Consider the following 16,479-nt stretch of genomic DNA (forward strand, 5'->3'; position numbering starts at 1 on the left):
CACCTTGTCCCCATTAAGCCCAATAGATCTAATCATAGAAATAAAACAAAACGAATCACCAAAAAGCATAAAGTAACTAAAAATCAACGAGATGCTATTTGATGAATCCTTAACTTAATAGCATTGAACTTAGGCTATGCTTTATTTTTATATTTTGTATAAAGCAAAAAATCATTATTTTATTTTACTGTAATTCCAAACAAGAAATGGTATAAAGTCTAAACCTATTGAAATTTGAGGTCATTTAAAAACCTCTGGACTTTAGTTCATACTAAGCATAGCTGAAGTACTAGAGTAGACATGTCTCTGAATATAGGTAGTTAATAATAGTGATTACTTATGTATAAATCACGTTACATTAAGATTGCCAGAATATACAATCAATTACTGTTTCTCCTCAATATACATCTGACGTACTTTTTTCATAAGTTCAGAAGAATAAACAAAGTCTGTAACCACTTCATTATCTGTTTTGAAAATGGTTTTATTAGAACCTTCCCAGGCTTTTAGTCCATCTTTTAAAAACACAATTTTTTCACCAATCTCCATAACAGAATTCATGTCATGCGAATTAATTACAGTTGTAATTTGGTACTCATCGGTAATCTCCTGAATAAGATTGTCTATAACAATAGCAGTCTTAGGGTCTAACCCAGAATTAGGCTCATCACAAAATAAATATTTAGGATTGTTTACTATGGCTCTAGCTATAGCAACCCGTTTTTGCATACCTCCAGAGGCCTCACTAGGCATTTTATTATGGGCTTCGTCTAAATTAACACGTTTTAAAACAAAATCGACACGGTCTTCCATTTCACTTTTGCTTTGTTCAGTAAACATTTGCAGAGGAAACATAACATTTTCTGCAATGGTCATTGAATCAAATAAAGCACTCCCTTGAAATACCATACCAATTTCAGCGCGTAGATTACGCTTTTCATCTTCGGTTAATTGCGAAAATATTTTTCCATCATACGAGATAGAACCTTCTTCATAATCAAAAAGACCCAATAAGCATTTAAGAAAAACAGTTTTTCCAGAACCACTTTGCCCAATAATAAGGTTGGTTTTTCCTTTTTCAAAAGTTGTGCTAATGCCTTTTAAAACTTCAACACCACTAAACGATTTATGTAAATTTTTTACCTCTATCATGAGCCTAGCATCATATCAGTTAATATATAATTTAACAGGATTATTACAACCGATGTCCAAACAAAAGACGTTGTGCTCGCTTTACCAACCTCAAGAGCACCGCCTTTCATGTAATAGCCATGAAATGAAGGGATTGTGGCAAGAATAAAAGCAAATACAAAAGTCTTTATAAAAGAATAAATTATATGAAAAGCTTCAAAATCGGTTTGGATTCCTAAAACATAATCCTCTAATGATGTGTAACCACCAAAAACACATGCGGCCATACCACCAAGTATCCCTAAAAACATCCCTATAGCAATAGCAAAAGGGTATAAAAGTAATGCAATTGTTTTGGGGAGAACTAGATAATTTAATGAGTTTATACCCATAACTTCTAAAGCATCTATTTGTTCGGTAACACGCATTGTACCTATGCTAGACGTTATAAAAGAACCAACTTTTCCAGCCATTATTATAGAGGTAAAGGTAGGAGCAAATTCTAGTATAATAGATTGTTTGGTAGCAAATCCAACTAAATATTTAGGAATAAGAGGGTTGTTTATATTCAAGGCGGTTTGAATCGTTATAACACCACCAACAAAAAAGGAAATAAATGCTATAATACCGAGCGAACCTATAACCAAATCATCAATATCTTTAAATATTAATTTTTTCATCACAGACCATTTAGTTGGCTTGCGAAACATCTCAACTATCATTAAAAAATAAGCACCAATGTTATGAAGGTATGTCATATAAAAATTTGTTAGTGCTAAAGTAAAAAAAAGTTAATGGTATTTAACCTTAATTTTAAGTTTTTGATGTTTTAAAATCCTTATTTTTGAACATTAAAAATAAAATCCTTATGATAAAAAATATATTTTTACCCCTCTTAGTTTTATTTTTTTCTATGTTTTGTAAAGCACAAAACACTAAAAAAGAAAACATTGTTACTAATGCTGTAATTGAGTCCAACCCAAAATTAGTTGTAGGCATTGTAGTAGACCAAATGCGATATGATTACTTAACACGATTTTATAATAAATTTGGTGAAGGTGGTTTTAAACGTATGATAAATGAAGGTTTTAATTGTAAAAACAATCATTTTAATTATATACCAACCTCTACAGGGCCAGGTCATACGTCCATTTATACAGGAACAACTCCAAAGTATCATGGTATTATTGGAAATAATTGGTATGATAAAGAAATAAAAGGAATGGTGTATTGTGCAGGAGATAGTTCTGTGCAATCTGTTGGTACTAAAAATACAACAGGTCAAATGTCCCCTCACAGAATGAAAACATCAACATTTCCTGATGAGAATAGATTGTTTACTCAAATGAGAGGTAAAACTATTGGTATTTCAATTAAAGATAGAGGCGCTGTTTTACCTGCAGGCCATACGGCTAATGCGGCTTATTGGTTTCATGGTAAGGATGAAGGTCATTGGATTTCAAGTTCATTTTATATGAATGACCTACCAGATTGGGTTATAGATTTTAATACCTCTAAAGCAGCAGAATCTTATTTTAAAGTTTGGAATACTTTATATGACATTGATTCGTACGTAGAAAGTGGAAGCGATTTGAATACATTTGAGGGTGGATTTAAAGGAAAAGAAACGGCAACGTTTCCTTATGATTTAAAAGCATTAAAAAAAGAAAATGGAGGCTTTGATATTTTAAAATCTACGGCCTATGGTAATAGTTTAACTACAGATTTCGCTCTGGCAGCATTGGATGGAGAACAATTAGGTAAAGATGCCATCACAGATGTTTTAGCAATTAGTTATTCTAGTACAGATTATATTGGACATAATTTTGGCGTAAATTCAAAAGAAATTGAAGACACTTATCTACGATTAGATAAGGATTTAGAAAGGCTGTTCACGATTCTTGATTCCAAAGTAGGAAAAGGGGTGTACACAGTGTTTTTAACAGCAGACCATGGAGCAGTGGACGTACCTGCGTATTTACAGTCTGTTAAAATTCCAGCAGGATATTTAAAGAATTCCGAACGCAAAGAAAAATTTCAAAAATTTCTAATAGATACTTATGGAACCACAGATATTCTAGAAAATATTAGTAATAATCAAATGTTCTTAAACAGAGAAAAAATTAAAGCATTAGGGCTAGATTTAGATGATGTTCAAGAAGCTATTGTAAATGAACAGATTACTTATAAAAACATTTCAAAAGCTTATACAGCAACGACTATGAGTTCGGTTGATTTTACTACTGGAATTGAAGTTTTATTACAAAATGGGTTTAATCAAAAACGATCAGGTGATATTTTATTGGTAGATGACCCTGCCTATGTCTCTTATCGAAAAACAGGATCTACACATGGTAGTGGTTTAAATTACGATACGCATGTACCACTTTTATTTTTCGGAAAAGGTATAAAAAAGGGGCAGACCTATCAAAAAACAGCAATAACAGATATTGCTCCAACCATGTCTGCACTTTTAAGTATTAGTTTTCCAAATGGAACGACTGGACAACCACTAGAGTTTGTTTTAGATTAAGTATGAATAAAAAGACAATTTACTCACTAATAGCAATTCTTATTGTTTTTGGAATATATGGCTACGAGTATTTTTTAGAAGAAGAAGAAGAAACGATTCAGATTGTTGGAACAGGTAAAGAAGTTAAAAATAACACAAATGAATATTTTTTACCTACAAGTACGACAGGTCAAATAATTCATCATGAAGGGTATTCACTGTCTTATAGTGAACCACATGAACAGGCAGAGTGGGTTGCTTATGAATTAAAAAAAGCCCATTTGTCAAATAGTAATTTTAAACGTCCTTATTTTGAAATAGACAAAGCGGTAAAAACAGGTGCGGCACATTGGAGAAATTACAAAAATTCTGGATATGACCGCGGACATCTGTGTCCGGCTGGGGATAAGCGATACAGTAAAATAGCTCATGATGAAACATTTTTAACAAGTAATATTAGCCCACAAGAGCACCAATTTAATTCTGGTATTTGGAATAAACTTGAACAGAAAGTACGTTATTGGGCAAGGAAGTATGATGGTGTTTTTGTAGTTACTGGAGGTGTTTTAAAAGGGCAAATGGATGCTATAGGTGATGATGAAGTCTCTGTTCCAAATCAATTCTATAAAATATTGATAGATAATAATTCTGGTAAAACAAAGATGATAGCATTTTTAATGCCACATAAAAAATCGGATGAGCCATTATATGAATTTGTTGTTTCTGTAGATACTATTGAAGCTTTAACAGGAATAGATTTCTTTCCCCAATTAGATGATACTTTAGAAACTCAACTTGAATCTTCAAGTAGTTATAAAGACTGGAGTTTTAACTGACGAGAAAGTGTCATTAAGAACGAAGTGAAGAATCTTTTTGTAATGAGATGCTTCGATTGTACTCATGACATTTTATTTAAACTTACCGAGTACCCCTTTCCAACGTAAATTACGAATAAATATCCCTTCTTCCTCTGACACCAAATATGAAACTTTACTTTTTTTAGCTTTTAAATAGCCAGACATATAATCTTTAAACAAAGTAAAGCTTCTCTTTTTGTAAGCTAATTTCATAGCCGAAATCAGAGTAATCATAAATCCATAGCGCATTTTGTACATAGCTTCTCCCTGTAAATATTTTGAAGCTTTACTATAACTTACGCCAGTTGGTTTTAGGTGTTTAACTTTTAAAGATTCATCAGTTAAAATGTCCCAATTATAAAATTTAGCTAATAATTCATCAACAGTATCCCAGCCCATTGAGGGCTTTAGTTTTCCTATTTGAAGAAAGCACTCTTTTCTATAAGCTTTTAATGCGCCGCGAATATGGTCTTTTCGTGTTAAGTTTTCTAATACCCAATTATTATGCGTTTCTATATAGCAAAAGCCAGAAACCATACCTAGTTTTTTATTGCTTTTATAGTGATTAGATAGTTGTTCTAAATAATTATTTGGAAAAATTAAATCGGCATCGAACTTGCAAATCACATCATAGTTATCATCTAAAGTTCCATAGCCTTTATAAAAGGCATTGATTATTTTTGATCCTGGTAAATGTTGATCTGATGATTTAGAATTTATTAAGTGAACCCAATGATATTTTTCGGTATAAACTTCAACAATATCTTGTGTTTTATCAGTAGAATTATCATTAACAACTACAATACGCTTTGGTTTTAAAGATTGATTAACCAAAGAGTCTAAAGTAGCCCCAATAGAGCTTTGCTCGTTATGGGCAGGAATGATTATGTAAAAATTCATAGATCTAGTTAATTAACTTACAAATATCTTTATTTTTGTTTTGTAATATGGATATTTTTGAAAAAAACATTTTCGTTGTTATTGTTTCCTATAACGGAGAAAAGTGGCTTGTTAAAAATTTAGAAAGTTTACAACAATCGCTATTCCCTATCAAAGTTATTGTAATTGATAATAGTTCTTCAGATAATACTGCTGAGATCGTAAAATCATTTCCTGATGTACAATTAATTTTAAGTAAAGAAAACCTAGGGTTTGGAAAAGCTAATAACTTAGGGATTAAAGCTTCATTAGAACAAGGTGCTGATTATGTTTTTCTTCTAAATCAAGACACATGGGTATATCCTGAAACTTTTGGAAATTTGATTAGAGTTGCTGAGCGTAATGAAAGTTATGGTATTTTAAGTCCACTTCATTTTTCAAGAGATGAAAATGTATTGGATGAAAATTTTGAAACCTATTGGAATAGAAAGACAGATACTATTTCAAAAAATATAGATGAAGTCCCTTTTGTAAATGCAGCAGCGTGGTTAATTTCTAAACAGGTAATTGAAAAAGTGGGATACTTTGAACCCATGTTTGATCACTATGGTGAAGATCGAAATTATGTAGATAGAGTACGGTTTCATGGTTATAAAATTGTCATTGTAAAAGATGCTAAAATTTGTCATGATAGGGAGATTAGCAGGAATTTTAATAAAGACAGTGTCCAGTCTAAATATAAGATTTTAGGAGACGTTTTAAACGTTAATTACTCCATATTTAAAGGGTATTTAAAAGGGCTACAATCTGTTTTTGGCTTACCTAAATATTTTTATAAATATTATACTTTGCCCCAAATTTTACAACTATTTTTTAAGTTGAGTATCTATTATTTGGTAATAAAGGTGAATATATTCAGTATTTTAAAAAAACGGGGAGGCTATAAAAGATGAAAAATAAAAGTGAACAAAAGCAAGTATTTTGGTTTACTATAATTAATTATTTAGGTATTGCTATTGGTATTATATCTACAGTTTTTATATATCCTAAAGACAAGGAGTTTTTAGGGGTTTTTCGTTACATCTATGCCATTGCTGGATTGTTATTTCCAGTGATGATATTTGGAGCTGGTCAAGCATTAATTAATTTTTATCCTATAGTTAGTAAGCATAATCAAAAGAAGTTATTCAAATATGGTATAGCGACCATATTTACAATAAGTTTTGTTCTTTTTTTGGGAGTGTTATTAGTGGATGCTTTTTTTACAATAGAAAATTATAAATATGTTTATTATGCCTTTCCTATAGGTGTATCATTAGCATTCATAGAACTATTTAAACGTCAGGCAACAAACATTAATAAACTGTCTATACCTACCTTATTTGAAAAAATAATACCCAAAATAGCATTACCAGTAGTCTTTATTTTGCTACTGTCAGGATTTTTTGAAGTTGAAGGAGGCTTAGTCACTCTTGTTATTTCGTATTTTATCCTTTTGGGCTGCTTATCAATATATGTTTTTAATTATTATAGAGTTAATCTAGATTTTAGCTTTAAATCTCTCTTTTCTCAGGTATCTAAGAAGGGGTATTACAGGTATAGTTTTTATGCTTTTTTGGGGAGTTTTGGATCTTTTTTAGCATTTCGTCTAGATACATTAATGATCCCTGAATTTCTTTCTTTTGAAGCCAATGGGACATATAGTATTGGTGTTATTTTAGCTTCAGTAATAGCAATTCCAGCAACAGGAGTATTTTCAATTTATGCACCATTAGTCTCTAAATATATAAAGAATCAAGATATTGATATGCTAGGTAGGAAGTATGTTGAAAACGCTAAACTCTTATTTTTTGTTGGTGCCATTTTTTATGGTGCCATTGTTTTAGGTATAGATTCGTTTTTTAAGTTATTGCCAACGTATGAGAAATTAGTTGATACCATACCTATTATCTTCATTCTGGGAGTTAATGTTTTATTTAATATGGCTACGGGCTTTAGCTCTGAGATTATTTCGTATTCTAAGTATTATAGGACTAACATTATTCTAGTCTTAATTTTAGTGATTTTAAATATTGGATTGAATTTATATGTCTTAATCCTAACAGATTATGGCATCATAGGAGTTGCTTGGGCTTCATTTATTGCCATGACAGCTTTTAATCTATTCAAGGTATTTTATATCTACAGTAAATTTAAAATATTACCTTTTGATAAAGGGTATTTCCAGCTATTTGTAATAACTCTTTTTGTGGGTATGGTTTTTTATTGGATACCAGAAATGAAGAATAATGTTGCTAATATATTAGTGAAATCATGCGTTTTTATTTTAACAATGGTTTACATCGTTTTTAAGCTTAAGTTAGTCTATGCTCTGAATTATTGGATAGATAAAATTTTTAAAACCTAAGCGTAAGACATGCTTTTGTTCTTACATTAATTAATGTTTATAAACAATAGCATTAATATTCATACCGGCTCCAACACTTGCAAAAATAACAATATCTCCTTTACTTATTTTTTGATTTTGCATATCTCCTTTTAATATCATGTCATATAAAGTAGGTATAGTTGCGACGCTCGAATTTCCTAATTTTCCGATGGTCATAGGCATAATATTTTCTGGCATATCTAAGCTATGTAATTTATAGAAACGCTTTACTATAGCTTCATCCATTTTTTCATTGGCTTGATGAATAAGTATTTTTTTTACATCTTTTATGTCAATACCACTTTTTTCAAGACATGATTTCATTGCTAAAGGAACGTTGTTTAATGCAAACTCGTAAATCTTCCTACCATACATTTTTATGTATCGACGCTTTTCATCTATATCATGGTTATTAGTTTCGCCAAAATAAATAAAATGCGCTTCATTTAATGTGAAGGTAGCTGTCTCATGAGCAATAATACCGCCAGATTCGTTAGTGTTTTCAATAACTACAGCTCCAGCACCATCGCTATAAATCATGGAGTCTCTATCGTGCTTATCAATGATCCGAGAAAGGGTTTCAGCACCAATAACCAGACATTTTTTGGCAATACCAGATTTTATAAATGCATTTGCTTGAATAACACCTTCTATCCATCCGGGACAACCAAATAAAAGATCGTAACCAACGCATTTTGAATTCTGAATTTTTAAAAGATGTTTTACTCTAGAAGCGATACTTGGTACCGTATCACTTTGCTCAGTATTGTGTTTAATATCACCGTAATTATGAGCAACAATAATATAGTCTAAATCTTCTTTATTGATTTGTGCGTTTTCAATAGCTTTTTCAGCAGCAAAGAAAGCGATATCAGATGTGTTTAAATCAGGCGTCACATAGCGTCTTTCGTTGATGCCTGTTATAGCTTTAAATTTTTCTACTATAACTTCATTTGGAGAATTAATAACAGAACCATCAGTATTTAAAAATTCATGCTCATAAAAATCCTCATTCTTTTCAATAGTTTCTGGAATATAACTTCCTGTTCCTGTAATCTTAATATTCATGAGAGAAAAATTTGCCTTTAATGATTCATGACAATAGTTGCCGAAACAAGTTACTTATTTTTAATTAAAGACAAATTTTGTTTTATATTAATTTACGATGTTCAAAAGACCAATTATGCCTCTGCATAGGCTTCAGTAGGTATACATGAACATATTAAATTTCTATCTCCATAAGCATCATCAACGCGCCCAACACTAGGCCAAAATTTGTTATCTCTAACATAATCAAGAGGAAAGGCTGCAGCTTCACGAGAGTATGGGAAATACCATTCATCTGATGTTATCATATCTAGTGTATGAGGCGCATTCTTTAAAACATTATTGTCATCATCTTTGGATGCATCATCAATTTCCTTTTTAATAGAGATCATAGCGTCACAAAACCTATCAATTTCTGCTTTACTTTCACTTTCTGTAGGTTCAATCATTAAAGTACCAGCTACAGGGAAAGATACTGTAGGCGCATGAAAACCATAATCCATTAAGCGTTTTGCAATATCTGTTACTTCAATACCATTGGCTTTAAATGGTCGGCAATCTACAATCATTTCATGTGCTGCACGTCCTCGTTCGCCAGAATATAAGGTATCAAAACTACCTTCTAAACGATGTTTAATATAGTTTGCATTTAAAATGGCAATTTTAGTAGATTCTCTTAGACCTTCTGCTCCTAACATTTTAATATAACCGTAGGATATTAAACAAGCTAATGCAGATCCAAAAGGAGCTGCTGAAATAGCTGTAATTGCATCTTTACCTCCGGTTTTAATAATGGGATTTCCAGGTAAAAACGGTACGAGTTGTTTTGCAACACAAATGGGTCCAACTCCGGGACCTCCTCCACCGTGTGGAATGGCAAACGTTTTGTGTAAATTTAAATGACAGACATCAGCACCAATATTGCCTGGATTTGTTAGTCCTACTTGTGCATTCATGTTAGCGCCATCCATATAGACTTGTCCGCCATTATCATGAATAATTTGAGTAATCTCTTTAATAGCAGATTCATAAACACCATGTGTAGATGGGTATGTTACCATTAAAGCAGATAAATTATCTTTATATAATTCTGCTTTTTCACGTAGATCATCTACGTCAATATTGCCTTCTGAAGTCGATTTTGTAACAATTACTTTCATACCTGCCATAACCGCACTAGCTGGGTTTGTACCGTGTGCAGAAGATGGAATTAAACAGATATTTCTATGATGATCACCACGAGATTCATGATATGCTTTAATAACCATAAGTCCTGCAAACTCACCTTGTGCTCCAGAATTAGGCTGTAAAGAAGTGGCAGCAAAACCTGTTATTTCTGTTAATTGATCTTCTAGTTCTTTTAAAACGGTTAAATAACCTTTAGCTTGTTTTAAAGGTGCAAAAGGATGAATGTTACCCCATTTAAACCAGCTAAGAGGTAGCATTTCTGAAGCCGCGTTTAATTTCATAGTACAAGACCCTAAAGAAATCATAGAATGATTTAATGCTAAATCTTTACGTTCAAGAAATTTTATGTAACGCATTAATTCGGTTTCAGAGTGGTATGTATTGAAAACATCTGTTGTCAAGAAATCAGAAGTTCTTTGTATAGATTCTGAAATATTATTAGCTTCATCAGTAATAGTCGAAATAGTAATAGTGTCTTTTTTAGCAGCTTCAGCAAAAACAGAGATTAAGTAATTAATATCTCTAATAGAAGTCGTTTCATTAATTGCTATAATAACAGTTTCTTTGTCTGGATAATATAAGTTTACTTTTTTCTCCTTAGCTATTGCTTTTATTTTTTTAGCCTTTGTTTTTATTTGAAGGGTATCAAAATATGACGTATTGACTTGGTTATAGCCTAATGTCTTTAAAGCATTAGCCAATTCAGAGGCTTTATTATGAACTTTATTGGCTATAAACCGTAAGCCTTTAGGACCGTGATACACAGCGTACATACCCGCCATAACAGCTAGTAAAACCTGGGCAGTGCAAATATTAGAAGTTGCTTTATCTCTTTTTATATGTTGTTCGCGTGTTTGTAAAGCCATTCGTAAGGCTCTATTGCCATTTTTATCTTTGGTTACCCCAATAATTCTACCTGGTAAATCACGTTTATAAGCTTCTTTAGTTGCAAAGTAAGCCGCATGCGGACCTCCATAACCCATAGGGATGCCAAAACGTTGTGTGGTACCAACAACAACATCAGCTCCAAATTTTCCAGGAGCTTCTAGTTTTATTAAACTAAGTATGTCGGCAGCAACAGCAACTTTAATTTGAGCATCATTTGCTTTGGCTATAAATGTTTTAATATTGGTTACCTGTCCGTTTTTCCCTGGGTATTGTAATATAGCTCCGAAAAATTCTGATGAAAAATTGAAAGTGTCTTCATTACCTATAACTAATTCAATACCAATAGGATTTGCTCTTGTTTGTAATAGCGATAAGGTTTGAGGTAACATGTTTTCTGAAACAAAAAACTTATTGATTTCTGCTTTTTTCTGTTGACGATCACGAACTGCAAATAGCAAACTCATAGCTTCTGCAGCAGCAGTACTCTCATCAAGAAGTGATGCGTTTGCTATTTCCATACCTGTTAAGTCAATAACCATGGTTTGGAAATTTAAAAGAGCTTCTAACCTTCCCTGCGCAATTTCAGCTTGATACGGTGTATAAGCTGTATACCATCCTGGGTTTTCAAGAATGTTTCTTTGTATCACGGCTGGTAAAATGGTTGGGTGATACCCTAGGCCAATATATGTTTTGTAAGCTTTATTCTTCTTAGACAATTCATGAATATGAAGTAAATATTCATGCTCAGTCATAGGGGCTTCTAAATTTAACCCATTTTTTAAGCGAATATCATCTGGAATTGTCTCATGAATCAATTGATCTAAAGAATCAACACTAAGAGTTTTTAACATAAGGTTTTGGTCACTTTCTCTAGGACCAATATGACGCAATGCAAAAGCGTTTGTATTCATTAAAAGTGAAATTAATTATATAATTCGCAAAAATACATAATATTTAATGTGTTTTATTGCATAAAATGGAAAGTTTTTAACCGTTTGAAGGCGTTATTAACACTTTGATTATTTTTACATTATGAAGTTTATAAAACAACTTTTTAATTTCTACTTAAACAGTAGTGTACATGTAGCCTTATCTGTATTTTCGTTAACATGGATTACGCTTATGGAGTTTGATATTCCATATGATGAAAACATCCTATATTTTGTGTTTTATGCCTCAATAACCGGATATAATTTTGTTAAGTATTTCGGGATAGCAAAGTTTCACCACAGAAGTTTGACTAATTGGTTAAAATTGATTCAGGTATTTTCTTTTTTTAGCTTTCTTTTAATGTGTTATTATGCTCTTAAATTAAATCCTGTAACTTTAATTTGTGTTGGCGGTTTTGCTGTCATCACATTTTTATATGCGATTCCTTTTCTGCCTAAACGCTTTTTTTTGGATAAACAGCATAATTTAAGAAGTATTGGTGGATTAAAAATTTATTTAATAGCCTTAATTTGGGCAGGTGTTACTGTGTTACTTCCTCTAATAAATAATAATTATTTTATAGGTACTGATGCTGTGTTAACAACGATTCAAAGGTGTCTTTTTATAATAGTTTTAATGTTGCCTTTTGAAATTAGAGACTTAAGATATGATAGCTTAAAATTATCAACGATTCCTCAGAAAATAGGAGTAAGGCAGACAAAACTAATAGGAAGTATATTGTTGGGGTTATTCTTCTTTTTAGATTTTTTGAAAGATGAAATAAATGGGATACATGTCATTCTTTTGATAATAATTACTGGGGTCACTTTATTATTTCTGGTATTTTCTAAAATAGAACAAGGAAAAAGCTATAGTGCATTTTGGGTAGAAGGAATACCAGTTTTTTGGCTAATACTGTTACTTTTATTCTATTAATCTGTCAGCTCTTTTAAAGCTTTTTCAAAATCTAGTTTCATAGATTCTTTACTTTTTTTATCTAAACATTCTACATTAGATTCTTTTATAGCTTTAGTAAGCTTCGTATTATTATTAGTATATTTTCTACAAGCTCTACAATAAATTAAATGTATATTGAGCTTTATCATTTCCCATAAGGAAGCTTCTTTATATTGTGTTTTATCACATACATGATTTGCATCATCACATGGAATAAAAATCTTAATCTTACTCATAATCAAAACCAATTTTCTTTTAAGCAATCAGCCATAGCCGTACGTGCCCTATGAATGATTACCCAAAGGTTAGACGCTGTAATATTTAATTCATTACAAATTACTTCGGTTTCAAAACCTTGAATGGTTTTCATTTTAAAAACATAAGCTTGTTTTTCCGGTAATTTCCCTAAGCAGTTATGTATAGCATCACCTAATTCACTATTTTGCATAGTGTCTTCTGCAGTTTTATCAAACGGATCTGCAACACGTTCTTCCAACCAATCACCTTCGGTCTCAGAGTCATCATTATAACTAATGCGAACTTCTGCTTTTCCTTTATTAGAGTTTATTTTACGATAATGATCGATAATTTTTCGCTTTAAAATAGATATTAGCCAAGTACGTTCACTGGCTTCTCCTTTAAAGTTTTTCATTGATTTTAAACCAGCAAAAAAAGTATCTTGTACCAAATCCTGTGCAATTTCTCTATCACTAACACGTGTAATAGTGTAGTTGTATAGATAATCGGAATATAAATCGATCCATTGGTTAGGATTAATTTGATGATTGGGCATTGTTTAAGTAGTTATTTCGAATTTCAAAAATAAGATAAAAAAACGACTTTTTAAATGTTTAGTAAATTGAATAGAGCACTTTCAATATTTGTATATTTAAAGGAGTAACCATTGTACAATAATCGTTTTGGTATTACATTTCTACTTTTTAAAACTAGTTCAGTTTCTGTACCAATAATTTTAGCACCAAATTCTAAGAGAGGTTTGGAGTGAGGTATTCCAAAAAGAGGAAGTAAAACCTTTCTTAGAGATTTCATAAGTGTATTATTATTTGTGGGTTTTGGAACACATAAATTAAAAATACCGCTTAAGTTTTTATGGTTTATTAAGAATTCAATGATTTTTACAAAATCAAGTTGGTGAATCCAACTCACTTTTTGATTACCACTTCCTTGTTTTCCTCCCAATCCAAATTTGGTTATATTTTTTAGAATAAGTAGCGCACCTCCGTTTTTACCCAAAACAATTGAAGTTCGTAAAATAATCTTTCGCGTTTTAGGAGTTGTTCTTGAATTAAATGCTTGCTCCCAAGATTTAGCAATATTCATGGAGAAATCATCTCCGATTTCTCCATGTTCTTCTGTCATCTCTTTATCCAAAGAATGTTTATAAATAGTTGCTGTTGATGAGTTCATCCAGATTTTTGGTGGATTTTTACAATGATTGATCGCTAGTCCGAGTAGATGTGTTGGATTGATTCTAGAATTATAAATCAATTTTTTGTTTTCTTCGGTGTATCTACAACCTACTGATTTTCCAGTAAGGTTTATAAGGCACTCCGTTTTTTCCAATTCTTTTGCCCATTCTCCTAAATCTTTGGCGTTCCAGTAAATATCATTTTTACGTTTAGGGTATCTGGTTAATATTTTCACTAAATATTCTTTTTTAGTGAAATAGTCTTCCAAAATTTGTCCGAGAAACCCACTTCCACCCGCTATAATAATTGTTTTCATTGTTTTTGAATTAAGTAAGTTATGTAAACAAAATAACTAGCAATTAGCATTGGAATTATGAAAACACAAGCTATTAGTACTGCCTGACTATCAATGCTATTAGTTTTTGATAGTACTAGAAATGTGAACATAATAATCAATACAAAAGAGCAGTAGTATGACATGTGTTTTCGAATGTTTTTATTATATCCCTTTATATAGAATAAAATAATGATGGCTATTAATATTTGGGCAATTCCGAGTACAAATTGAGCATACATACCAATCATAGTATAGTGTATGGTTAAGTACGGTATGATAGTTATTAAATAAAAGAAACTATTAATATAATGGAGCGTTTTCATATTATTTGGGAGTATTAAGTTGAGGTTTTGTTAATTTTAATGTTTGTCTTGATTTGCTTCTCCCTCTGAAGAAAAAGAATAAATTAATAAACAACATGACTCCTAAATAGATTGAAAAACCACCTATTTTTTTACTCAATATTTCAATGAGTGATTGGTAACTCATTCCATCTGCATTGTAATAAGATATTTTAAGAATCAACATAGCCCATCCTATATTTATGAGATAGAATCCAATTTCGAATAATTTATTGGTAGCTAAAGCAATGTCTTCTTTGCCTTTAAAAATGTCAATCATAAATAACTTGCCGTTTTTAAAGAGCATTTTTGATACATAGATAGTTAGTAATATAACTATTGGTAAATAGACTAAATAACCGATAATGATTTTTGAATTTTCCATGATTTATTGTTTTAAAGATTTTGATTTTATTAAATATGTTAAGACGAAGACATTATTGTAATGTAAAACCGCCAAAAGAATTATGATTCTTCCTAGTGTTGTTGATAGAGTATTTATTACTTGATTTATTGATTCAAGTTGCTCCCAGTATGCTATAGTAATTATTGCGTAACCGAGATTTACCAGATAGTACCCAATTAGCAATATATTATTAATGTTGTTTGCTAAGGAGTAATTACCCTGGAAGATGTTTAATAGAAATACCTCACCATGTTTGTAAAATAACCAACCAATTTTAATAGTAATGAAGAAAATTATAGGAAGGTAGATGCTATATGTAAGAATGTTGTAATTCATTTCGTTATTATTAAACTTTCAGAAATTATTGAAAGTATATTTTAAATTTTTTTATTTAATGAGCTTAAGTAAAGATTTAGTAATCCAATTATGTTCTTGATTAACAATTTTATTCATCATAGTGTCTGCTGTTTCTGCTAGATCATGTAGTGCTTTGGTTTGTTTAATAAGCTCTTTTGTTTTTTCTGTGCCATCATCTTTAATGGAACTAACATCTTTCAATATTTTTATTACAGGTTTAATTTCTCTTCTACTTCGTTCTTTAGCGATATGTCTTGCTAATTCTTGTACATCTTTTTCTGTTGTGAAAAACTCTTTACGTTCTCCTGGAACAAGTTCTTTTGTTACGATTCCCCAATCCATAAGCTGACGTAAATTCATGCTAGTATTGCCACGAGATATTTTCAACTCTTCCATGATTTCTTCCATAGATAATGGTTTTGTAGAAATAAAAAGAAGTGATTGTATTTGAGCCATTGCTTTATTTATACCCCATAATGTCCCTAAGCTTCCCCAGGTACTTATAAATTTATCTTTTGCTTCTTGGTATTCCATAGCACAAAGATATAAATAATTTCTAAACTTTCAATAATTATTGAAAGTTTATTTTGGCAACCAAATACATCAACTTATTTTTTATCCTAGCAAATTACTGTGAGTTCGATATAATTTTGATTTATGAATTGCTTGAATTGATATTTGAGCTTGTATGTCATCCCGAACGAAGTATGAGGAGGGATCTCATGATTATAAGATTTCTCGTCGTTCATTCTTCACTCTGTCGAAATGACAACTATTTAATATTTAGCTTT

General features: G+C 31.2%; 15 protein-coding genes. 5 read left to right on the forward strand and 10 right to left on the reverse strand.

All coding sequences use genetic code 11. From position 1 onward, the window contains the following. Window positions 1-384 precede the first annotated feature (384 nt). The gene (locus EM932_RS12515) at window positions 385-1,152 is read right to left on the reverse strand and encodes an ABC transporter ATP-binding protein (RefSeq protein ID WP_135877537.1); all 768 of its coding nucleotides are present in this window, start codon (window positions 1,150-1,152) and stop codon (window positions 385-387) included. Further along, entirely contained in the window at window positions 1,149-1,889 is a 741-nt protein-coding gene (locus tag EM932_RS12520; protein ID WP_135877538.1) for an MlaE family ABC transporter permease, read from the reverse strand. The genes EM932_RS12515 and EM932_RS12520 overlap by 4 nt, the downstream gene beginning before the upstream one ends. Before the next feature lie 110 nt (window positions 1,890-1,999). Here EM932_RS12520 and pafA point away from each other — a divergent pair, with 110 nt between their 5' ends. Both pafA and EM932_RS12530 read left to right on the forward strand, forming a co-directional pair. After that, complete coding sequence (pafA, locus tag EM932_RS12525; RefSeq protein WP_135877539.1) at window positions 2,000-3,664, forward strand: alkaline phosphatase PafA; 1,665 nt, start codon at window positions 2,000-2,002, stop codon at window positions 3,662-3,664. Between the two features lie 2 nt (window positions 3,665-3,666). Continuing rightward, window positions 3,667-4,479: a DNA/RNA non-specific endonuclease gene (locus EM932_RS12530; protein WP_135877540.1), complete on the forward strand. Its 813-nt coding sequence runs from the start codon at window positions 3,667-3,669 to the stop codon at window positions 4,477-4,479. Window positions 4,480-4,551: 72 nt separating this feature from the next. Here the strand turns inward: EM932_RS12530 and EM932_RS12535 are convergent, their stop codons facing one another. Continuing rightward, a complete protein-coding gene (locus EM932_RS12535; RefSeq protein ID WP_135877541.1) occupies window positions 4,552-5,400 on the reverse strand; it encodes a glycosyltransferase family 2 protein in 849 nt (282 codons plus the stop codon). A gap of 47 nt (window positions 5,401-5,447) precedes the next feature. On the opposite strand from EM932_RS12535, the gene EM932_RS12540 reads away from it, so the two are divergent. Further along, window positions 5,448-6,332, forward strand: coding sequence for a glycosyltransferase family 2 protein (locus EM932_RS12540; protein ID WP_135877542.1), 885 nt, complete (start codon window positions 5,448-5,450; stop codon window positions 6,330-6,332). After that, complete coding sequence (locus tag EM932_RS12545; protein ID WP_135877543.1) at window positions 6,329-7,786, forward strand: lipopolysaccharide biosynthesis protein; 1,458 nt, start codon at window positions 6,329-6,331, stop codon at window positions 7,784-7,786. The genes EM932_RS12540 and EM932_RS12545 overlap by 4 nt, the downstream gene beginning before the upstream one ends. 30 nt (window positions 7,787-7,816) lie before the next feature. Here EM932_RS12545 and EM932_RS12550 read toward each other — a convergent pair whose 3' ends face one another. Beyond that, window positions 7,817-8,875, reverse strand: coding sequence for a 3-oxoacyl-ACP synthase III family protein (locus EM932_RS12550; RefSeq protein WP_135877544.1), 1,059 nt, complete (start codon window positions 8,873-8,875; stop codon window positions 7,817-7,819). A 113-nt stretch (window positions 8,876-8,988) separates the two neighbouring features. Then, complete coding sequence (gene gcvP / locus EM932_RS12555) at window positions 8,989-11,841, reverse strand: aminomethyl-transferring glycine dehydrogenase (protein ID WP_135877545.1); 2,853 nt, start codon at window positions 11,839-11,841, stop codon at window positions 8,989-8,991. Between the two features lie 211 nt (window positions 11,842-12,052). On the opposite strand from gcvP, the gene EM932_RS12560 reads away from it, so the two are divergent. After that, window positions 12,053-12,796, forward strand: coding sequence for a UbiA prenyltransferase family protein (locus EM932_RS12560; protein WP_246041056.1), 744 nt, complete (start codon window positions 12,053-12,055; stop codon window positions 12,794-12,796). Here the strand turns inward: EM932_RS12560 and EM932_RS12565 are convergent. From EM932_RS12565 to EM932_RS12585, 5 genes are all read right to left on the reverse strand, one after another. Continuing rightward, window positions 12,793-13,053, reverse strand: coding sequence for a hypothetical protein (locus tag EM932_RS12565; RefSeq protein WP_135877547.1), 261 nt, complete (start codon window positions 13,051-13,053; stop codon window positions 12,793-12,795). The two genes, EM932_RS12560 and EM932_RS12565, sit on opposite strands and share 4 nt — an antisense overlap. A gap of 2 nt (window positions 13,054-13,055) precedes the next feature. Continuing rightward, window positions 13,056-13,610, reverse strand: coding sequence for a sigma-70 family RNA polymerase sigma factor (locus tag EM932_RS12570; protein WP_135877548.1), 555 nt, complete (start codon window positions 13,608-13,610; stop codon window positions 13,056-13,058). 50 nt (window positions 13,611-13,660) lie between these two features. Then, window positions 13,661-14,563, reverse strand: coding sequence for a TIGR01777 family oxidoreductase (locus EM932_RS12575; RefSeq protein WP_135877549.1), 903 nt, complete (start codon window positions 14,561-14,563; stop codon window positions 13,661-13,663). Between the two features lie 345 nt (window positions 14,564-14,908). After that, entirely contained in the window at window positions 14,909-15,310 is a 402-nt protein-coding gene (locus tag EM932_RS12580; protein ID WP_135877550.1) for a hypothetical protein, read from the reverse strand. Window positions 15,311-15,718: 408 nt separating this feature from the next. Continuing rightward, the gene (locus EM932_RS12585) at window positions 15,719-16,222 is read right to left on the reverse strand and encodes a GbsR/MarR family transcriptional regulator (protein WP_135877551.1); all 504 of its coding nucleotides are present in this window, start codon (window positions 16,220-16,222) and stop codon (window positions 15,719-15,721) included. Window positions 16,223-16,479: the final 257 nt, after the last annotated feature.

Source organism: Flavivirga rizhaonensis (assembly GCF_004791695.1).
Lineage (GTDB): Bacteria > Bacteroidota > Bacteroidia > Flavobacteriales > Flavobacteriaceae > Flavivirga > Flavivirga rizhaonensis.